The organism is Oryzihumus sp. JJN4-3R, assembly GCF_057747915.1.
Map to the genome: position 1 here is coordinate 3,878,487 of NZ_CM173229.1, position 19,106 is coordinate 3,897,592.

Consider the following 19,106-nt stretch of genomic DNA (forward strand, 5'->3'; position numbering starts at 1 on the left):
TCGTGCTGCCCGGCCGCGGTCAGGCGCGGCCGGCGGCGCGCATCGCCCGGCGCACGTCGGTGAACCGCGTCTCGTCCAGGGTGGCGCCCTGGCGCCGGACCGCATCCGGGTCGAGCCGGAGGACCCGGTCGACGCGCACCTCGCTGGGCCGGCGCTGCCCGTCCCAGGCGCCGGTGCCGATGTCGACCCACCGGCGCCCGTGCCGGGCCTCGTCGGCGGCGTCGCGGTCATGGTCCTTGCTGGTGAGCATCAGCCCGAGCAGCCACTCACCGTCCCGGCCGACGACGAGCACCGGTCGGTCCTTGCCGCGGCCGTGGTCCTCCTCGAACGGCACCCACGCCCACACGATCTCGCCGGGGTCGGCCCGCTGGTCGTGCCGCGGCTCGTAGGACACCTTCACGCGCCCCTGGAAGTCCCCCGGGTATGCCGCGCCACCCGGTCCCGTCGCAGGTTGCCTCCGCGGGGTGGCCGGGGGAGTGGTGCGCCGGGTGGTGCCCCCACCCAGGAGCCGGGAGAGGGCGGAGAGCAGGCGGGAGCGCGTCATGGCCGACAACCTAACGCCGGTCGGCCCCGGCCCAGCCGCGGCGGTCGGCGAGCAGGCGCAGGAACGCGCGCGCCATGAGGTGCTGGTGCTGGCGCAGCGCCGGGGTGCACCCGGGCGGGGGCGGCGCGTCGAGGTCGGACAGCATGTAGACCGCGACGGCGGCCAGGAACGCGTCGACCGCATCGGCGTCCACCCCGGCGAACAGCGGCGACCGCGCGACGAGTGCCTCGACGTCGACGCCCTGCCAGGCCATCAGGGGCAGCAGCCCGGCGAGGTCCAGCCAGGCCGGTCCGGTGGCCACCCAGTTCCAGTCCACGATCCAGGCCGCGCCGGAGCCGTCGACGAGAAGGTTGTCCGGTCGCAGGTCCCCATGGACCAGGCTGGTCCCGCCCAGGCCGCCGGCCGCCCGCGACAGCCGGGCCAGCTCCGGCCCGTGCTCGACCAGCAGCGGTGAGATGCCGGGCGGCGGCGCGAGGGAGCCTTGGTCGAGTGCCGCCGCCGTGGCGAGGATCCGCGGGTCGGACAGGTCCTCGGCCACGGTGCCGAGGTCCAGCGACGCCGGGGCCGGGGTGCCGGCCTGGGCGAGGCGCCGGCACGCCGCGTGTGCCGCCTCGACCTCGGCCCGCGTCCAGGGGTGTCCGGGCAGGTGCCCGTCGATGACGCCCAGCAGGAGCACGCGCCAGTCCTCGCTGTCGCCGTGGCCGACCATGGTGGGAGCCGGCACGCCGGTCGGCAGTGCGGCAAGCACCCGCGCCTCCTGCGCCAGCGCCCCGTGCACGTGAGGCGTGTCGGCCGCGGCAGCCTTGGCGAAGACCTGGCGACCGTCGCGCAGCCGCAACCGGCCGGCATACGCGCCGGTGAAGCCGGTGCTCACGGCGGGGGAGGAGTCGACGACGGGGCTGCCGGCGACGCGACCGACCGTCTCGTGCACGTGCACCGGCAGCGAGTCCCACTGCGGGCGCGCGGAGGTGCGGCGGTAGTCGACGTCCTCGACGGTGTCCTGGGTCCCGTGCATGCGCCCGGAGTCTGCCGTCGGCGCCCGGGGTGCGGCAACGAAATTGCCGGGTCCGGGATGACATCGGGGCCGGTCGTTGTTCGCCCCTCCGGGCGATGTGAGCGCCCGACCTGACCCAGACGTACGACGAGAAGCGAGCAGACCGACGTGACCGAGGCCGCCACCATGCTGGAGACGACCCCGAGCCAGGCTGCGGTCCACCGACCCCGGCACACCAACCTGGCGATCCTCGCGCTGGCGATCGGGGGGTTCGCCATCGGCACCACCGAGTTCGTCACGATGGGCCTGCTGCCCGAGATCGCCCGCGGCGTGGGCATCTCGATCCCGACGGCCGGGCATGTCGTCTCCGCCTACGCCCTGGGCGTCGTCGTCGGCGCCCCGCTGATCGCCACGCTGGCGGCCCGGGTCAACCGCAAGACGGTGCTGCTCGCGCTGATGGTGGCCTTCGCCGTCGGCAACATCGGGTCCTCGCTCGCCACGAGCTACCCCACGCTGATGCTGGCCCGGTTCGTCTCCGGCCTGCCGCACGGGGCATTCTTCGGCATCGGCGCCGTCGTCGCGGCCGGGTTGGTCGAGGCGCACCGGCGCACCTGGGCGGTCTCGATGATGCTGGCCGGGCTGACCGTCGCCAACATCGTCGGGGTGCCGCTGACGACCTGGATCGGGCAGCACGTCGGGTGGCAGTGGCCCTACGCCCTCGTCGGGCTGATCGCGCTGGCCTGCGTGGCCGCCACGTGCGCGTGGATCCCGCACCAGCCGGCCGACCACGGCGCCTCGATGGGCGCCGAGCTGCGCTCGCTGAAGCGGCTCCAGGTCTGGCTCGCCCTGCTCATCGGGACCGTCGGCTTCGGCGGCATGTTCGCGACGTACTCCTTCATCGCCCCCACGATGACCACCCTCGCCGGCTTCTCGGCGTCGGCGGTGCCGGTGATCCTGGCGGTCTACGGCGTCGGCATGACGACCGGCGCCTTCCTCTCCGGCCGGGTCGCCCAGCGCGGCATCCTGCGCGGCATCGTCCTGTCCCTGGCCGCGATCGCGGTGATCCTGGGCCTGTTCGGCTTCGCCGCGCACAGCCCGTGGACGGCGGTGCCGGCGGTCTTCCTGCTGGGCCTGGTGCCCACGATCCTCGTGCCGATGCTCCAGACCCGGCTCATGGACGTCGCCCACGAGGGCCAGTCGCTGGCCGCGGCGCTGAACCACTCCACCCTCAACATGGCCAACGCCCTCGGCGCGTGGCTGGGCAGCCTCGTCCTCGCCGCCGGCTTCGGCTACGAGTGGCCCAGCCGGGTGGGCGTCCTCCTGGCCGTCGCCGGCCTCGGTATCGCGCTCTGGTCCGGCCTGCTCGAACGTCGCCAACGCGCCGTCCCCGCCTGAAGGGTCATCTCCCCTCCGCGCCGTCCCGTGGGGCGACGGCGTCAGGCGGGCCAAGCTCGCGCTGCCCCTGCTGCTCCTGGGTGCTCTGCCGAGGTTCCTGACGCTCTGCCGCGGCTGCAACCGCGGCAGAGCGTCACGTTCCTCGGCACAGCGTGTCAACGATGGTTGACACGTGGCGACTGTCAACTTATGTTGACGGCATGTCGGAAGCAACGAAGCTGGCCACCGCCGCAGCCGCCGGGGACCCCCGGACCGGGCTGCGGGCCGTGGCGGCGCTGCGCCGGCTGCTGGAGCAGCTCGAGGCCACCCAGGTGGCCAGTGCCCGCTCGCAGGGCTGGTCGTGGCAGGAGATCGCGGATGTCCTCGGCGTGAGCCGGCAGGCCGTCCACAAGAAGCACTCCGCTCGCCGGGGCATTCTCGGCGGACGCACGGATCGGGAGGCGTGATGTTCGAGCGGTTCACGAAGCGGGCCCGTCAGGTCGTCGCCCAGGCGCTGGAGGAGGCACGCGCCGACCGTCGAGCGGAGATCCATCCGGAGCACCTCCTGCTGGCGCTGGTGCGCGACCCCGACTGCCTCGCGGTCCGGGTGATGACGGGGCTGGGCGCCGGGCCCGAAGCCGTGCGGCTGGCCGTCGAGGCGCGTCGCGAGGCTCGGCCGAGCGGCCTGGCCGAGTCCGACGCCGCGGCGCTGCGGGCCATCGGCATCGACCTCGACGAGGTGCTCCGCTCGGTTCAGAGCAACCTGGGTGGTGGGCTGGGTGACCCGATCCCTGCCGAGGAGCTGGGGCGACCCGGCCGGCGGGGGCGCAGGCCGTTCGCACCGGACGCGCGCAAGGTCCTGGAGCTCGCGGTGCGCGAGGCCATCTCCCTCAAGCACGGCTGGATCGGCACGGAGCACCTGCTGCTCGGGCTGATGCGGCTCGACCGGGGGCCCGCGGCCGATGCGCTCGCCGAGCTCGGCCTGCGCCAGCGGGAGGTTCGCACCGCGGTCGTGGAGGCCCTGCGCGCCACCGGCTGAGCCCCTGTGCGCAGCTTGCGGTCGCCCGGGACGGGTCCCGGCGACCACAACCTGCGCACAGCGCCGGACAGGCTGGGAGGTGGGTGGCACGGCATACCGCGGCGGTCTGGTCCGCGCGGGGTGCGCGGCATGAAAGACTGAGCCGTTCGTTCCCTAGGCAGATGAGGTAAGCCCCACCGTGTCACCCATGGCCCGCACCGCGCTGCAGCCCCACGCGACGCCGCCGGACCTCATCCGGAACTTCTGCATCATCGCGCACATCGACCACGGCAAGTCGACGCTGGCCGACCGCATGCTGCAGATCACCGGCGTCGTGGACGAGCGGGCGATGCGCGCGCAGTACCTCGACCGCATGGACATCGAGCGCGAGCGGGGCATCACGATCAAGTCCCAGGCCGTGCGGATGCCGTGGGAGGTCGAGGGCGAGACCTTCTGCCTGAACATGATCGACACGCCCGGCCACGTCGACTTCACCTACGAGGTGTCACGCTCGCTGGCCGCGTGTGAGGGTGCCGTGCTGCTCGTCGACGCCGCGCAGGGCATCGAGGCGCAGACCCTGGCGAACCTCTACCTGGCCATGGAGAACGACCTCACGATCATCCCGGTCCTGAACAAGATCGACCTGCCGGCCGCCCAGCCGGAGAAGTACGCCGAGGAGCTCGCCGGGCTGATCGGCTGCGAGCCCGAGGACTGCCTCAAGGTCTCCGGCAAGACCGGCATGGGCGTCGAGCCGCTGCTGGACCAGATCGTCAAGCAGCTGCCGGCACCCGTGGGCGACGCCGACGCGCCGGCCCGCGCCATGATCTTCGACTCGGTCTACGACACCTACCGCGGCGTCGTCACCTACGTGCGCGTGGTCGACGGCAACCTCAACCCGCGCGAGAAGATCTCGATGATGTCGACCCGGGCCACGCACGAGCTGCTCGAGATCGGCGTCATCTCGCCCGAGCCGATGCCGTCCAAGGGCCTCGGCGTCGGCGAGGTCGGCTACCTCATCACCGGTGTGAAGGACGTGCGCCAGAGCCGGGTCGGTGACACCGTCACCAACGCCGCGAAGCCCGCCGCGGAGTCCCTCGGGGGCTACCGCGACCCCAAGCCGATGGTCTTCTCCGGCCTCTACCCGATCGACGGCTCGGACTACCCCGACCTGCGCGACGCCCTCGACAAGCTCAAGCTCAACGACGCGGCGCTGGTCTACGAGCCCGAGACGTCGGCGGCGCTGGGCTTCGGCTTCCGCGTCGGCTTCCTCGGCATGCTCCACCTGGAGATCGTGCGCGAGCGGCTCGAGCGCGAGTTCGACCTCGACCTCATCTCGACGCTGCCCAACGTGGTCTACGACGTGACGCTGGACGACCGCAAGGAGGTCGTCGTCACCAACCCCAGCGAGTTCCCCGACGGCAAGATCGCCTCGGTGCGCGAGCCGGTCGTGCGGGCCACGGTGCTGGCGCCGAGCGAGTTCATCGGCGCGATCATGGAGCTGTGCCAGCAACGGCGCGGCACCCTGCGCGGCATGGACTACCTGTCCGAGGAGCGCGTCGAGATGCGCTACACGCTCCCGCTGGCCGAGATCGTCTTCGACTTCTTCGACCAGCTGAAGTCCAAGACCCGCGGCTACGCCTCGCTGGACTACGAGCCCGACGGGGACCAGGAGGCTGACCTGGTCAAGGTCGACATCCTGCTCCAGGGCGAGCAGGTCGACGCCTTCAGCGCGATCGTGCACAAGGACAAGGCCTACGCCTACGGCGTGATGATGGCGGGCAAGCTGCGCGAGCTGATCCCGCGGCAGCAGTTCGAGGTGCCGATCCAGGCCGCTATCGGCGCCCGGATCATCGCCCGCGAGACCATCCGCGCCATCCGCAAGGACGTGCTCGCCAAGTGCTACGGCGGTGACATCACCCGCAAGCGCAAGCTGCTCGAGAAGCAGAAGGAAGGCAAGAAGCGGATGAAGATGGTCGGCCGCGTCGAGGTGCCGCAGGAGGCCTTCATCGCCGCGCTGTCCAACGAGGCGGTCCAGCCCGACAAGGGCAAGAAGTAGCCCTGCCGGCTGCTCTGGCCGACCTGCCGTGACCACCCTGCGATGAGCGACGCTGCCCCCGTGACGGCGCCGGACGGGTTCGAGGCCGAGCCCTTCCGGCGCCGCACCACCTCCTTCACCCGCCTCGACGGCCGGCTCAACCTGCGCCACCAGGGTGCGTGGGACCGCTACAGCGGTGACTTCGTGCTCGACGTGCCGCGGGCCGAGGCGCACACCTCGGTCGAGCCGACCTTCCGGCTCGACCAGGAGGGGGCCTTCGGGCGCCTCGCACCACTGGTGGTCGAGGTCGGCTCGGGCGCCGGCGACGCGGTGGTGCACGCGGCGGCCGCGCGGCCCGATGCGGACTTCCTCGCCGTGGAGGTCTACCGGCCCGGCATCGCCCAGACCTTGGCCAAGGTCGGGGCGCTCGGCCTGGCCAACGTCCGCGTCGTCCAGGCCGACGCCGTCGACGTCCTCGGCAGCATGCTCGAGCCCGGCTCGGTCGAGCAGGTGTGGGTGTTCTTCCCCGACCCGTGGCCCAAGAGCCGCCACCTCAAGCGCCGGCTGGTCACCCCGGAGCTCGCCGACAGCATCGCTGGATGCCTTGCGCCGCAAGGGATCTGGCGTCTGGCGACGGACTGGGCCGACTACGCCGTGCAGATGCGCGACGTCGCCGAGGCCTCGCCGCACTTCACCAACCGGTATGCCGGGCAGCTCGCCTCCGCGGACGACCCGCGCGGCGGCTTCGCGCCGCGCTTCGAGGACCGGGTGATGACGCGCTTCGAGCGCAAGGGCCTCGCCGTGGGCCGGACGGTCTTCGACCTCTGCCTCGAACGCGCCTGAGGTCCGCCCAATCCGGGTACGTTGCCGGCATGTCCGACTTCACGATCAAGGCGCTCACGCCGGAGACGTTCGACGACTTCGCCGCCCTCGTCGAGCGGAACAAGGGCATGTTCGCCAGCTGCTGGTGCACGCACTTCCATCCCGACTGCGCGGAGAAGGGCGTGACCGCAGAGGGCAACCGGACGCTCAAGCAACGTCTGGTGGCTGACGGGGTCGCACACGCGGCGCTGGTCTACGACGGCGACCGGGCCGTCGCCTGGGCGGAGTACGGGACGCCCGAGGAGCTGCCCAGCATCCATCACCGCAAGGAGTACCTGGCCACGGCCGAGCGACTGCCCGACTACCGGGTCACCTGCATCCTGGTCGAGCGCGGCCTGCGCGGTCAGGGCCTGGCTGCGATCGCCCTGCGCGGAGCGGTCGAGCTGATCGCGCGGGCCGGCGGCGGCTTGGTCGAGGGCTACCCCCACGACACCGGCGGGGTCCGGAAGAAGAACTCCTCGTTCCTCTACAACGGCACCCGCGCGATGTACGAGCGCGAGGGCTTCACCTACGACCGGCCCAAGGGTCAGGGCAACTGCGTGATGGTGCGCGAGGTGCCCCCGAGCACGCGCGACTGAACCGGTCCAGCGCTCCAGGGTCCCCGAGACCCGATGTGGACGGGTGGGAAACGGGTGGCCGGTTGTCGGTCGGCGGCGGGAGACTGGGCGCCATGCCCACCCTGCTGACGGTCAACCGCGTCCACGGGCTCCTGCCCAGCCCGAAGGGCGGGCAGACGGCCATCGACAAGCGACCGGTCGCCGGACCGGTCGGGGTCGGGCCGCTGGGCCTGGCGGGCGACCGGCAGATGGACACCAGGCACCACGGCGGCCCTGACAAGGCGCTCTATGCCTACGCCGCAGAGGATGCGCGGGCCTGGTCCTCCGAGCTCGGCCGCGAGGTGGGGCCGGGTCTGTTCGGGGAGAACCTCACGACGCAGGGCCTCGACATCACCCACGCCCTGATCGGCGAGCAGTGGCGCATCGGCGAGGGCGAGGAAGCCGTCCTCGTCGAGGTCACCATGCCGCGCATCCCCTGTGCCACCTTCCAGCGCCGGATGGGGGAGGACCGCTGGGTCAAGCGGTTCACGCTGCACGGTGCTCCCGGCGCCTACCTGCGCGTCGTGCGTCCCGGAGTGCTCGAGGCCGGCATGCCCGTCGCGATGGTCCGCCGTCCTGCCCATGGGGCCACCGTCCTCGACGCGTTCGACAGGGACGCGCCGGCGGCGATGCAGGCTCTGCTCGACGCCGCGGACGCCGGCGAGCTCGACCTCGCCGACGCGATGCGGTGGCACGCCGAGCGTGTGGCAGCCCGGCAGTATCGGGGCGTGCCCTCGGACTGAGCGACCCGGCATACCGGGGTTGCGCAAAGGGGTGGAGATGCGGTTCGCCCTCAGATATCTTGATATCAAGATAAATCGAGCGACAGGGGACGAGGCGCTGTGAGCGGGGTCGGGGTGCAGGGGACAACAGCAGTGAAACCGTTGACACACAAGGGGATCCCCGTCGATCCCAACCTGCGCATCCTGGCTGGGGCGACCCTGGTCAACACGATGGGCAACGGTGCCATCACCACGACGTTCGCCCTCTACTTCACGCGCATCGTGCACATCCCGGCCGCGCAGGTCGGCCTGGCGCTGAGTGCCGCCGCCGTCGTGGCGCTTTTCGTGCAGGTGCCGATCGGGCACCTCGGTGACGTCAAGGGGCCGCGCGAGCTGCTGCGCTGGCTGACCCTGGCGACCGGTGTCGTCTCGCTCGGCCTCCTGCTGACCCACAACATCTGGGCGCTGACCGGCGTGATGATGTTCGAGGCGTTCTTCGACCGCGGCGCCGGGGCAGTGCGCAACGGGATCATCGCGCGCGTCGCCGAGGGCGGCCAGGGCGTGCGGTTCAAGGCCTACCTGCGGGCGGTCACCAACGTCGGCATCTCGGTCGGTGGGGCGCTCGGCGGGCTGGCCCTGACGATCGACAAGCCGTGGGCCTACCTGGCCGTGTTCGCGTTCAACAGCCTGACCTGCATCGTCAACTCCTTCGCGGTGGCCCGGCTGCCGCACCTGGAGAAGGCCGCGCTGCGCGCGAAGGGCGAGCCGCGGCTGCAGGTGCTGCGGGACATCCCCTTCGTCGTGATGACGGCGCTCACCGGCATCTTCGCGATGCACTTCGTCATCATCGAGGTCGCGGTGCCGCTGTGGATCGCGCACTCCACGCACGCGCCGAAGTCGCTCGTGGCGGTGACCCTGATGATCAACACCGTGATGGTCGCGATCTTCCAGGTGCGCCTGTCCCGAGGCGCCGACACGGTCATGGCGGCGTCGAGGGCGCTCCGCACCGGGGGGCTCTGGATCGGCGCGGGCTTCGGCCTCATCGCCCTCGCCGCCGGTCAGCCGGCATGGCTGGCCGTGGTCCTGCTCTGCGGCGGCGCGCTCGTGCACGTCGTCGGCGAGATGGTCGGCTCCGGCGGCCAGTGGGGCGTCCAGATGGGCCTGGCGCCGCGCGAGCGGCAGGGGCAGTACCAAGGGTTCTCCGGGATGGGCTTCTCGCTGTCCAACGTCATCGCCCCGTCACTGTCGGTGGCGTTGTGCATCAACGGCGGGGCGTGGGGCTGGGTCGTCCTCGCCGCGGTGATCATCGCCGCCGGCGCGCTCAGCGTGCCCGCCTCGGCGTGGGCGCTGCGCACCCGCGAGCGCTACGGCGTGCTCACCCACAGCGGCTGACCCGGCCGGCGTTGACCTCACCGACAGGGACGTTCCTCCGGGTCCCAAGGGCCTGCAAACCCGGAGGACCGTCCCACTCGGCGGGTGAGGGAGAATCGGCGGTATGCCGAGTGCCCTGCCCCTGGGGGAGCCTGCCCCGATTACGGGTGAGCTCCCGGCTCACGCCCTCGCCCGGCTCGGGGAGGGGCCGTTCGGGGTCTACGTCCACGTGCCGTTCTGCTCGGTGCGCTGCGGCTACTGCGACTTCAACACCTACACGCTGACCGAGCTCGGCGCCGACGGCGCCAGCGTGGCGACCTACGCCGACGCGGCGCTCGCCGAGCTCGACCTCGCTGCGAAGGTCCTCGGCGAGCGCGCCCCCGTGGTGCAGACCGTCTTCGTCGGCGGCGGCACCCCCACCATGCTGGCCCCTGGCGACCTCGTGAAGGTGCTGCACGGCATACGGGAGCGGTGGGGCCTGGCCCCCGACGCGGAGGTGACTACCGAGGCGAACCCCGACTCGGTGACGCCCGAGGCCCTGCGCACGTTGGCCGCCGGGGGCTTCACCCGGGTGAGCCTGGGCATGCAGTCGGCGGTGCCGCACGTGCTGCGCACCCTCGAGCGCACCCACGACCCGGCCAACGTCGCCCGGGCCGTGGCTGCGGCCAAGGAGGCTGGGCTGCAGGTCAGCGTCGACCTGATCTACGGCACGCCGGGGGAGTCCCTGGAGGGCTGGCGCACCAGCCTGGAGGCCGCCGTCGCCCTGGAGCCCGACCACGTGTCTGCCTATGCGCTCGTGGTCGAGGAGGGCACCAAGCTGGCCGCCCAGGTCCGCCGCGGCCAGGTGCCGGCGCCGGAGGACGACGACGAGGCCGCCAAGTACGAGCTGGCCGACGAGGTCCTCTCCGCCGCCGGCTTCGGGTGGTACGAGGTCAGCAACTGGTCCCGCAGCCCGCAGGGCCGCTGCCGCCACAACGAGGGCTACTGGGCCGGCGGCGACTGGTGGGGCATCGGCCCCGGCGCGCACAGCCACGTCGGCGGCGTGCGGTGGTGGAACGTCAAGCACCCCAACGCTTTTGCCGGTCGTCTCTCCTCCGGGCAGTCCCCGGCGGCGGGGCGGGAGCTGCTCACCGACGAGCAGCGCTACGACGAGCGCGTCCTGCTCGGCGTGCGCCTCGTGGAGGGCCTGCCGATCGAGGACCTGCGCCCCGAGGGCCGGGAGGCCGTGGCCGGGCTCATCGCCGACGGGCTGGTCGACGGACCCAGCGCCATGCGCCCGCGCCGGGTCGTGCTGACCCGGCGTGGGCGGCTGCTGGCCGACACCGTCGTGCGGCGGCTGCTCGGGCTCTGAGCGCGCTCTGGGTGCTCTGGGTGATCAGAGGGCTCAGGGCGTTGACCCGGCTCAGTGCACGAACTGGATCGCCAGCGGGTAGGTGTAGTCCCGCCCGTCGTTGGCGGCCACGGAGGCCTGGATCGTGAAGATCAGGGCGCAGACGAGCGCGGCGAAGAACGTGAGGAACCCGACCAGCACGAACATCAGCGGGATCGAGACGATGTAGATGATCGCCAGGGTGATGTGGAAGTTCAGCGCCTGCGAGGAGTGCCGGCGCACGAACGGGTCACGGTCCTTGTTCACCAGGTAGATCACCAGCGGCACGAGGAAGGACAGGAACGTGCCGCCGAGGTGGGCGAACAGCGCCCACATCCGCGCGTCACCCGGGCTCATGGGCGCCTGCCCGGCATACCCGGGGTAGGGCGCGGTGGGAGGCTGGGGGCCGCCCTGCGGCGGCACCTGGCCGTACGGCCCCTGGCTGTATGGCGCCTGGCCCGGCCCCGGGCCGTGTGGCTGCCCCTGCGGCTGGGACGGGACGTCCTGCGGTGACTCGCTCATGGCTCCCCTTGGCGTGGTGGTCTGCCGCCATCGTAGGAGCGCTCGCCGCGCCCCGGCAGGACATCGGAAGGACATCGCGGCTGCGGCCCGCCGGCGCAGCCGCAAGGCCTACCCCTCCTCGCCCGGTGCGGTCACGAAGTCGATCAGCTCCTCCACGCTGGCCAGCAGCGCCGGCTCGAGGTCGGCATACGTCCGCACGGTGCCCAGGATCCGCTTCCACGCGTGGGCGATGTCGGCCTGGGTCTCGTGCGGCCACCCGAGGGCGTCGGTGATGCCGTGCTTCCATGACTGGCCGCGGGCGATGACCGGCCACGCCTGCCACCCCAGGCGTTGCGGGCGCACGGACTCCCACACGTCGACGTACGGGTGGCCCAGGATCTTCACGTAGGGCGCGTAGCGGCGCAGCGCCCGCGCCTCCTGCACCAGCCGGCTCTCCTTGGTCCCCGGCACGAGGTGGTCCACCAGCACGCCCATCCGGCGGGTCGGGCCGGGGTCGAAGTCCCGGATGGCGGCGGCGAGGTCGTCGACGCCCTCGAGCAGCTCCACGACGACCCCCTCGATCCGCAGGTCGTCGCCCCAGACCTTCTCGACGAGCTCGGCGTCGTGCCGGCCCTCGACGAAGATCCGCGAACCGGAGGCGACCCGCGCCTTGAGGCCGTGGACGGCGCGGGAGCCGCTGGCCGTGCGGGAGGCGGCGGCGCGCGCGGCGGCTGCGGCCTCCCGGGCTGCCGTGGTCGGTGGGGTCAACGTGACGGGGGAGCCGTCCAGGAGGAACCCCGGGCCCAGGCTGAAGCCGCGGGTGCGGCCGCGCCGGTCCTCGAGGTGGACCACGTGCACCCCGCCGGCCTTCTCCACCCGCACCACGGCACCACACCACCCCGTCTCGACGTCCTCCACCACGAGGCCGTGCTCGGCTTCCACCTCGCGGGAGCGTCCACCCCGCGGGGCCTTCCAGTCTCCGGACAGGACATCGGCGCCGTATCGATCCGTCACGGCAGGCATCGTAGACTTGGCACTCAGCCGGTTTGAGTGCCAGATTCGACTGCTCGTCCCCTGAGGAGGTGGAGCCTGTGAGTGAGGAACGCCGCCTGGCTGTGCTGCGCGCCATCGTCCAGGACTACGTGCAGACCTCCGAGCCGGTCGGTTCGAAGAGCCTGCTCGAGCGTCATCAGCTCGGCGTGTCGGCGGCCACCGTGCGCAACGACATGGCCGCGCTGGAGGAGGAGGGGCTGATCTCGGCCCCGCACACCAGCGCCGGCCGGGTGCCGACCGACCTGGGCTACCGGGTCTTCGTCGACAAGCTCAGTGCCGTCAAGCCGATGAGCCCGGCGGAGCGGGCGGCCATCGCCCAGTTCCTCGAGGGCGCCGTCGACCTCGACGACGTGGTCGACCGCACCGTGCGCCTGCTGGCCACGCTGACCCGCCAGGTCGCGGTCATGCAGTACCCCTCGCTCACCCGCAGCGCGGTGCGCCACGTCGAGCTGGTGCCCGTCGGCGCGCACCGCCTCATGGTGGTGCTCATCACCAACACCGGCCGGGTCGAGCAGCGGGTCCTGGAGACCAGCCACGACCTGGTCGCCCCGACGGGGGAGCGTCTCGTCGCCGACATCCGCTCGCGGCTCAACGCCGAGGCCGCCGGCAAGCCGCTGACCGAGGCGGCCGGCCAGCTGCAGTCCCTGCCCGAGCGGTTCGAGCCGGCCCACCGGGACCTCGTGCGCGCCGTCGTGCGGGCCCTGGACGACGCCCTCGTCGAGGAGCGCGAGGAGCGGGTCGTGCTGGCCGGCACGGCCAACCTGGCCCGGTTCGGCACGGACTTCCCGCTCAGCATCGGCCCCGTGCTCGAGGCGCTGGAGGAGCACGTCGTGCTGCTCAAGCTGCTCGGGACCATGGGCGCCGACAGCGACACCGTCGCGGTGCGCATCGGCCACGAGAACCCCCACGAGGGCCTGCAGACGACCTCGGTCGTCAGCACGGGCTACGGCACCGGCCGTGACCTCGTCGCCGGCCTCGGCGTCCTCGGCCCGACCCGCATGGACTACCCCACGACGATGGCCTCGGTGCGCGCGGTGGCCCGCTACGTCTCCGAGATCCTCGCCCCCTGACCGACCGCCAACCCTGCCCGAGCCTGATTCGCAATCCTGACAAGGACTTTCGTTGAACGACTACTACCAGGACCTCGGCGTCAGCCGTGACGCGACAGCAGAAGAGATCAAGCGCGCCTACCGACGCCTCGCCCGCAAGCTCCACCCGGACGTGAACTCCGGCCCGGAGGCCGAGGACGAGTTCAAGCGCGTCTCGCAGGCCTACGACGTCCTCTCCGACCCGGAGAAGAAGCGCGCCTACGACATGGGCGCCGACCCCTACGGCGGCCAGGCCGGCGGATTCGGCCAGGGCTTCTCCTTCAGCGACATCATGGACGCCTTCTTCGGCGGTGCCGCCGGGGGCGCGGCCCGCGGGCCGCGCTCGCGCAAGCGTCGTGGCCAGGACGCCCTGATCCGCGTGGACATCGACCTGTCGCAGGCCGTCTTCGGGGCCGAGCGCGAGCTGACCGTCGACACCGCCGTCGAGTGCGGCACCTGCCACGGCGACGGCTCCCAGCCGGGCACCGGCACGCGCACCTGTGACGTGTGCGCGGGTCGCGGCGAGGTGCAGCAGGTCCAGCGCTCCTTCCTCGGCCAGGTGATGACCTCCCGTCCGTGCACCGCCTGCCAGGGCTACGGCACGGTCATCTCCGACCCGTGCTTCGAGTGCTCCGGCGACGGCCGCGTGCGGACCCGTCGCACCCTGAAGATCCGGGTGCCCGCCGGCGTGGACACCGGCACGCGCATCCAGCTCGCCGGTGAGGGTGAGGTCGGTCAGGGCGCCGGCCCGGCCGGCGACCTCTACGTCGAGATCCACGTCACCGGCCACGAGACCTTCCAGCGGCGTGGGGACGACCTGCACTGCTCGGTGGACCTGCCGATGACGGCCGCGGCGCTCGGCACGAGCTTCAAGCTCGACACCCTCGACGGGATGAAGGACCTCGAGGTCCGCCCCGGCACCCAGGCCGGCGACGTCGTGACCATGCGCGGCCTCGGCGTCACCCACCTGCGGGGCACCGGTCGCGGCGACCTCATCGTCCACGTCAACGTGCAGACCCCGACCAGGCTCGACGCCGCACAGGAGGACCTGCTGCGCCAGCTCGCCGTCCTGCGGGGGGAGGAGCGTCCCGAGGGCCAGCTCGCCCCGGTCTCCCACGGGCTGCTCGGCAAGCTGCGTGACGCCTTCCTGGGCAAGTAGCCGGTGACCGCGCCGCTGTTCTTCGTCGAGCCGGCGCAGCTGCAGGGAGCGCAGGCCGGCGCGACCGTGCTGCTCGACGGGCCGGAGGGGCGCCACGCCGCCACCGTCCGGCGGATCGGCGTGGGTGAGCCGGTGCTGCTCTCCGACGGCGCCGGCACCCGCGCCGCCGCCGTCGTGGAGGCGGCCGGGCGTGACGAGCTGACGCTGCGCCTGGAGCGGGTCGAGGTCCTCACCGCCCCGGACCCGCGGTTCGTGCTCGTGCAGGCGCTGGCCAAGGGCGACCGGGACGAGCAGGCCATCGAGTCGGCCACCGAGCTCGGCGTCGACGAGGTCGTGCCATGGCAGGCCGGGCGCAGCATCGTCGTCTGGCGTGGCGACCGCGCCGCCAAGTCCCACCGCAAGTGGGAGTCGGTGGTCCGGGCCGCGACCAAGCAGTCGCGCCGGCCGCTGGCTCCCGTCGTGGCCCCGCTGGAGACGACCCGCCAGCTCGCGGCGCGCCTGGAGGGGGCCGCGCTGGCCCTCGTGCTCCATGAGGACGCCGGTATGCCGCTCGCCTCGGTCGAGCTCCCGGCTGCCGGTGACGTCGTCCTCGTCGTGGGACCCGAGGGGGGCATCAGCCCTGAGGAGCTCGCCGCCTTCGAGGGGGCCGGTGCGCTGCCGGTGCGCCTGGGCGAGTCCGTGCTGCGCTCCTCGAGCGCGGGACCGGCCGCGCTCGCGGTGCTGAGCGCGGCCGGCCGCTGGCGCTGAGCGCCGCCCGGGGCGGGGCTACTTCACGCTGAACGTGCGGGAGGTGTCGCCGACGGTGGTCGTGCCGCTCTGCATGTCGCGCTCGTAGGCGCGGAAGGTGTACTGCCCGGCGGCGAGCGGACCGAGGTTGACCGCCCACGTGCCTCGGGTGGGGCAGCCGCTGGTGGCCTGCGTGTGGCCGGACCGGACCACGGCCGAGCCCTTCTTGAGCTGCCACTGCGAGGCGCCCTCGAAGGAGCACGACTGGCCCTTGACCACCACGGCGGACCCCGCCGGCAGCACGGCGTCGCGTCCCGGTGCGGTGATCCACAGCGTGGCCAGGTCCTCGAAGGTCTGGTCCGCCGGCGGGCGGTCGTAGGCCTTGCTGGTCGGCCAGGTGCCGAACATCGAGGTCGAGCCGTCCGCGATGGCGAAGCGCACCGGCGTGCTGGCGCCCACTGCGGCCTGCGCGGTCCAGACCAGCTCCTGCACGGCGAGACGAGTCTGCTCCTTGGTGAACCCCGAGGCGCCCTTGTTGCTCAGCGTGACCAGGATCTGCGAGGGGGTCACCGAGACGGCGGTGACGGTCGTGCCCGACCACGGCTGGAGGTAGCCGTCGGTGTTGGAGAACGGCTGGGCGTTCATGGCCAGCTTCAGCGCCGCCTTGGCGCGGTCGGCGTCACCGGCGCCGGTCCTGACCTGACCCTTGAGGAACTCGCGGTAGAGGCCCCACCGGTCGCCGTTGCCGCCGTTCGGCCCGACGAAGTAGGCCGGCAGAGTCACGGCCACCGTCGCCGGCGCCACGGCCTGGGACGGGCCGCTCGGCCGGGCCGTGGTGGTGGCAGTGGCGGTGCTGCCGGGGGACGTCATGGCCGCCGTCGTGGTCGGGCCGCTGGCGGCCGGGCCGGAGCTCGGGTGGCCGCCGCCCCGCGTGAGGGCGAACGCGCCGCCGGCGATGAGCGCGACTGCCGCCGCGGCGGCGACGGGGGCCAGCCAGCGCGGACGGACACCGGCCTCGTGGTCCTGCTGCTGCTCAGACATGGCGTGGATCCTGTCCCATTGGTCGGTCGGGGTGATCTGGTTGGCGTCGTCGCGCAGGGCGCGGCGCAGCCGCTGCTCGAGCTCGTCATCGGTCATGACGTGGCCTCCATCCGGGTCCGGAGGGCGGCGAGCCCGCGGTGGGCGTGGGCCTTGACCGAGCCGGGGGAGATGCCGAGCGCATCGGCGATCTGGGCCTCGGACAGGTCGAGGTAGTAGCGCAGCACGAGGACCTCCCGTTGGCGGCGGGGCAGCTCGCGCAGCACCGCGATGAGCTGGTCGCCCTCGGCCCGCGCCACGGCCCGGTCCTCGGCGCTGACGTCCGTGGCGCGCCACGCGCTGGTGGGCGCCGCCGCCTCATGGGCGAGGTGGCGGTCGGCGACGACCCGGTGCCGCAGCACGGACCGGGAGGCGTTGACCACGGACCGGCGCAGGTAGGCGAGGGCGGCGCCCTCGTCGCGCAGCTGGGGCCAGCGGGCGTGCATCGCGACGAACGCGTCCTGGACGGCCTCCTCGGCGACCTGCTGGTCGTGGACCAGCAGCCAGGCGAGGCGGACGAGGGAGGCCCAGTGCGCGGCATACAGGTCGGTGAGGGCCTGGCCCGCCCCCCACCGGTCGCTGCCGACGCCTGTGCGCTCCCCTCGATCGACCACGGTCAACGTTCTCACGCGTACTGGACGCGCGAGCGGTGAAAAGGGTTGACGCGCCGATAGTCTCGCTCGCATGAGCGCTCAGGAGGCACTGGCCGAGGACTGCCTGTTCTGCAAGATCATCCGGCGGGAGATCCCGGCGGACATCGTGCTGGAGAACGACCACGCCCTCGCGTTCCGCGACATCGAGCCGCAGGCCCCGGTCCACGTCCTGGTGATCCCGAAGGTGCACCACCCCGACGCCGCGTCCCTGGCGGCCGCCAAGCCGGAGGCGCTGGTCGAGGTCATGGAGATGGTCGGTGCTGTCGCGGACCAGGAGGGGCTGTGGGAGGGCTACCGCACCGTGTTCAACACCGGCGCCCGGGCCCACCAGACCGTGTTCCACGCCCACATGCACGTGCTCGGCGGGCGCGACATGACCTGGCCGCCCGGCTGATCGCGCACGCGTAGACTGGGCGCACGATGACAGACGAGCCACAGCAGAACGAGCCGGCGCAGGCGGGGGCGCCCTCCCACACGATCGTCATCCCGCGCGAAGTCTCCATGGTCTCCCTGCTGGGTCCTCGGGACGAGCTGCTGCGCACGATGGAGCGGGCCTTCCCGCACCTCGACGTGCACGTGCGCGGCAACGAGTTCCACCTCAGCGGCGCCCCGGCCGACGTGGCCCTGGTCGAGCGGCTGATCGACGAGCTGCTCGTGGTGATCGACGCAGGCCACCCGCTCAACCGTGACGCCGTCGAGCGCTCCATCGGGATGCTGCGTGAGCAGACCACCGAGCGCCCCGCCGACGTGCTGACGATGAACATCGTCTCCAACCGTGGGCGCACGATCCGGCCGAAGACGTTGAACCAGAAGCACTACGTCGACGCGATCGACGAGCACACCATCGTGTTCGGGATCGGCCCGGCCGGCACCGGCAAGACCTACCTGGCCATGGCCAAGGCGGTCGCCGCGCTGCAGGCCAAGCAGGTCAACCGGATCATCCTGACCCGTCCGGCGGTCGAGGCCGGCGAGCGCCTGGGCTTCCTGCCCGGCACCCTCAACGACAAGATCGACCCCTACCTGCGCCCGCTCTACGACGCGCTGCACGACATGCTCGACCCCGAGTCGATCCCGCGGCTCATGGCCGCCGGGACGATCGAGGTGGCACCGCTGGCCTACATGCGCGGCCGCACCCTCAACGACGCGTTCATCATCCTCGACGAGGCGCAGAACACCTCGCCGGAGCAGATGAAGATGTTCCTCACCCGGCTCGGCTTCGGCGCCAAGATGGTCATCACCGGCGACGTCACCCAGGTCGACCTGCCCGGCGGCACCCAGTCGGGGCTGCGGGTCGTGCAGGACATCCTCGACGGCGTCGACGACGTGCACTTCGCCGAGCTCACCAGCCACGACGTGGTGCGCCACCGCCTGGTGAGCGCCATCGTCGACGCCTACGGGCGCTGGGACAACGTGAACGGATCCGCCGGCAACCGCGCCGCGCGCCGAGCCAACGCCAAGGCGGTGACCGCTCCCCGTGAGCATCGACGTTCTCAATGAGACCGACTACGCCCTCGACGAGATGGAGCTCGTCGCGTGCGCGCGCTACGTCATGGAGCAGATGCGGGTCCACCCGCAGGCCGACCTGTGCCTGAAGCTCGTCGACGAGGCGGCCATGGAGGTCCTCCACGTGCAGTGGATGGACCTGCCCGGCCCGACCGACGTCATGAGCTTCCCGATGGACGAGCTGCGGCCCGGCCGTGACGGCCAGGAGCCTGACGAGGGCGTCCTGGGCGACATCGTGCTGTGCCCGTCGGTGGCCGCCCGCCAGGCCAAGGAGGCCGGCCACGCCACCGAGGAGGAGCTGCTGCTCCTGACCACCCACGGCATCCTGCACCTGCTCGGTTTCGACCACGCCGAGCCCGAGGAGGAGCGCGAGATGTTCGAGCTCCAGCGCCAGCTGCTGCTGACGTTCCTGGCCGGTCGCGGTCGCGCCGGCGCCTGAGC

The 19,106-nt window shown here is 72.4% G+C and carries 21 protein-coding genes; 15 read left to right on the plus strand and 6 right to left on the minus strand.

From position 1 onward, the window contains the following. Nucleotides 1-19: 19 nt before the first annotated feature. On the minus strand, nucleotides 20-544 hold the full coding sequence (locus AC3ANM_RS18480; RefSeq protein ID WP_488285875.1) for a type II toxin-antitoxin system PemK/MazF family toxin: 525 nt from the start codon (nucleotides 542-544) through the stop codon (nucleotides 20-22). Between the two features lie 10 nt (nucleotides 545-554). Further along, nucleotides 555-1,559, minus strand: a complete 1,005-nt coding sequence (locus AC3ANM_RS18485) for a phosphotransferase family protein (RefSeq protein WP_488285876.1) — start codon at nucleotides 1,557-1,559, stop codon at nucleotides 555-557. Nucleotides 1,560-1,724: 165 nt separating this feature from the next. Between AC3ANM_RS18485 and AC3ANM_RS18490 the strand changes: the two genes are divergently transcribed. The 9 genes from AC3ANM_RS18490 (at nucleotide 1,725) to hemW (ending at nucleotide 10,887) form a co-directional block, all read left to right on the plus strand. Then, complete coding sequence (locus AC3ANM_RS18490) at nucleotides 1,725-2,933, plus strand: MFS transporter (protein WP_488287981.1); 1,209 nt, start codon at nucleotides 1,725-1,727, stop codon at nucleotides 2,931-2,933. A gap of 200 nt (nucleotides 2,934-3,133) precedes the next feature. After that, nucleotides 3,134-3,379 (plus strand): helix-turn-helix domain-containing protein, encoded by a 246-nt coding sequence (locus AC3ANM_RS18495; protein WP_488285877.1) that lies wholly within the window; start codon nucleotides 3,134-3,136, stop codon nucleotides 3,377-3,379. Further along, nucleotides 3,379-3,951 (plus strand): Clp protease N-terminal domain-containing protein, encoded by a 573-nt coding sequence (locus tag AC3ANM_RS18500; protein ID WP_488285878.1) that lies wholly within the window; start codon nucleotides 3,379-3,381, stop codon nucleotides 3,949-3,951. The genes AC3ANM_RS18495 and AC3ANM_RS18500 overlap by 1 nt, the downstream gene beginning before the upstream one ends. A gap of 187 nt (nucleotides 3,952-4,138) precedes the next feature. Further along, nucleotides 4,139-5,986, plus strand: a complete 1,848-nt coding sequence (gene lepA, locus AC3ANM_RS18505; protein WP_488285879.1) for a translation elongation factor 4 — start codon at nucleotides 4,139-4,141, stop codon at nucleotides 5,984-5,986. A gap of 42 nt (nucleotides 5,987-6,028) precedes the next feature. Continuing rightward, nucleotides 6,029-6,808 (plus strand): tRNA (guanosine(46)-N7)-methyltransferase TrmB, encoded by a 780-nt coding sequence (gene trmB, locus AC3ANM_RS18510; RefSeq protein WP_488285880.1) that lies wholly within the window; start codon nucleotides 6,029-6,031, stop codon nucleotides 6,806-6,808. 29 nt (nucleotides 6,809-6,837) lie between these two features. Continuing rightward, entirely contained in the window at nucleotides 6,838-7,425 is a 588-nt protein-coding gene (locus AC3ANM_RS18515; protein ID WP_488285881.1) for a GNAT family N-acetyltransferase, read from the plus strand. A 92-nt stretch (nucleotides 7,426-7,517) separates the two neighbouring features. Continuing rightward, the gene (locus AC3ANM_RS18520) at nucleotides 7,518-8,186 is read left to right on the plus strand and encodes an MOSC domain-containing protein (RefSeq protein WP_488285882.1); all 669 of its coding nucleotides are present in this window, start codon (nucleotides 7,518-7,520) and stop codon (nucleotides 8,184-8,186) included. 141 nt (nucleotides 8,187-8,327) lie between these two features. Then, nucleotides 8,328-9,557 carry an MFS transporter gene (locus AC3ANM_RS18525; RefSeq protein ID WP_488285883.1) on the plus strand — a complete coding sequence of 410 codons (1,230 nt, stop codon included), beginning with the start codon at nucleotides 8,328-8,330 and terminating at the stop codon, nucleotides 9,555-9,557. A 103-nt stretch (nucleotides 9,558-9,660) separates the two neighbouring features. Beyond that, nucleotides 9,661-10,887: a radical SAM family heme chaperone HemW gene (gene hemW / locus AC3ANM_RS18530; protein WP_488285884.1), complete on the plus strand. Its 1,227-nt coding sequence runs from the start codon at nucleotides 9,661-9,663 to the stop codon at nucleotides 10,885-10,887. 51 nt (nucleotides 10,888-10,938) lie between these two features. Here hemW and AC3ANM_RS18535 read toward each other — a convergent pair whose 3' ends face one another. Both AC3ANM_RS18535 and AC3ANM_RS18540 read right to left on the minus strand, forming a co-directional pair. Further along, nucleotides 10,939-11,427: a DUF4870 domain-containing protein gene (locus AC3ANM_RS18535; protein ID WP_488285885.1), complete on the minus strand. Its 489-nt coding sequence runs from the start codon at nucleotides 11,425-11,427 to the stop codon at nucleotides 10,939-10,941. Nucleotides 11,428-11,535: 108 nt separating this feature from the next. Next, a complete protein-coding gene (locus AC3ANM_RS18540) occupies nucleotides 11,536-12,420 on the minus strand; it encodes a DUF3097 domain-containing protein (protein WP_488285886.1) in 885 nt (294 codons plus the stop codon). Between the two features lie 77 nt (nucleotides 12,421-12,497). Here AC3ANM_RS18540 and hrcA point away from each other — a divergent pair, with 77 nt between their 5' ends. From hrcA to AC3ANM_RS18555, 3 genes are read left to right on the plus strand one after another with little or no spacing between them, the layout of a single operon-like run. Further along, nucleotides 12,498-13,529, plus strand: a complete 1,032-nt coding sequence (gene hrcA, locus AC3ANM_RS18545; protein ID WP_488285887.1) for a heat-inducible transcriptional repressor HrcA — start codon at nucleotides 12,498-12,500, stop codon at nucleotides 13,527-13,529. 52 nt (nucleotides 13,530-13,581) lie between these two features. Further along, nucleotides 13,582-14,706 carry a molecular chaperone DnaJ gene (gene dnaJ / locus AC3ANM_RS18550; RefSeq protein WP_488285888.1) on the plus strand — a complete coding sequence of 375 codons (1,125 nt, stop codon included), beginning with the start codon at nucleotides 13,582-13,584 and terminating at the stop codon, nucleotides 14,704-14,706. 3 nt (nucleotides 14,707-14,709) lie between these two features. Further along, entirely contained in the window at nucleotides 14,710-15,453 is a 744-nt protein-coding gene (locus AC3ANM_RS18555) for a 16S rRNA (uracil(1498)-N(3))-methyltransferase (protein WP_488285889.1), read from the plus strand. An 18-nt stretch (nucleotides 15,454-15,471) separates the two neighbouring features. Here AC3ANM_RS18555 and AC3ANM_RS18560 read toward each other — a convergent pair whose 3' ends face one another. Together AC3ANM_RS18560 and AC3ANM_RS18565 are read right to left on the minus strand one after the other, a co-directional pair. Then, complete coding sequence (locus tag AC3ANM_RS18560; RefSeq protein ID WP_488285890.1) at nucleotides 15,472-16,569, minus strand: Gmad2 immunoglobulin-like domain-containing protein; 1,098 nt, start codon at nucleotides 16,567-16,569, stop codon at nucleotides 15,472-15,474. Continuing rightward, complete coding sequence (locus AC3ANM_RS18565) at nucleotides 16,566-17,123, minus strand: SigE family RNA polymerase sigma factor (protein ID WP_488285891.1); 558 nt, start codon at nucleotides 17,121-17,123, stop codon at nucleotides 16,566-16,568. Before AC3ANM_RS18565 ends, AC3ANM_RS18560 begins: the two co-directional genes overlap by 4 nt. 70 nt (nucleotides 17,124-17,193) lie before the next feature. Here AC3ANM_RS18565 and AC3ANM_RS18570 point away from each other — a divergent pair, with 70 nt between their 5' ends. From AC3ANM_RS18570 to ybeY, 3 genes are read left to right on the plus strand one after another with little or no spacing between them, the layout of a single operon-like run. Next, entirely contained in the window at nucleotides 17,194-17,556 is a 363-nt protein-coding gene (locus tag AC3ANM_RS18570; RefSeq protein ID WP_488285892.1) for a histidine triad nucleotide-binding protein, read from the plus strand. Nucleotides 17,557-17,582: 26 nt separating this feature from the next. Continuing rightward, nucleotides 17,583-18,659, plus strand: a complete 1,077-nt coding sequence (locus AC3ANM_RS18575) for a PhoH family protein (protein ID WP_488285893.1) — start codon at nucleotides 17,583-17,585, stop codon at nucleotides 18,657-18,659. Continuing rightward, nucleotides 18,637-19,104: an rRNA maturation RNase YbeY gene (ybeY, locus tag AC3ANM_RS18580; protein ID WP_488285894.1), complete on the plus strand. Its 468-nt coding sequence runs from the start codon at nucleotides 18,637-18,639 to the stop codon at nucleotides 19,102-19,104. The genes AC3ANM_RS18575 and ybeY overlap by 23 nt, the downstream gene beginning before the upstream one ends. Nucleotides 19,105-19,106: the final 2 nt, after the last annotated feature.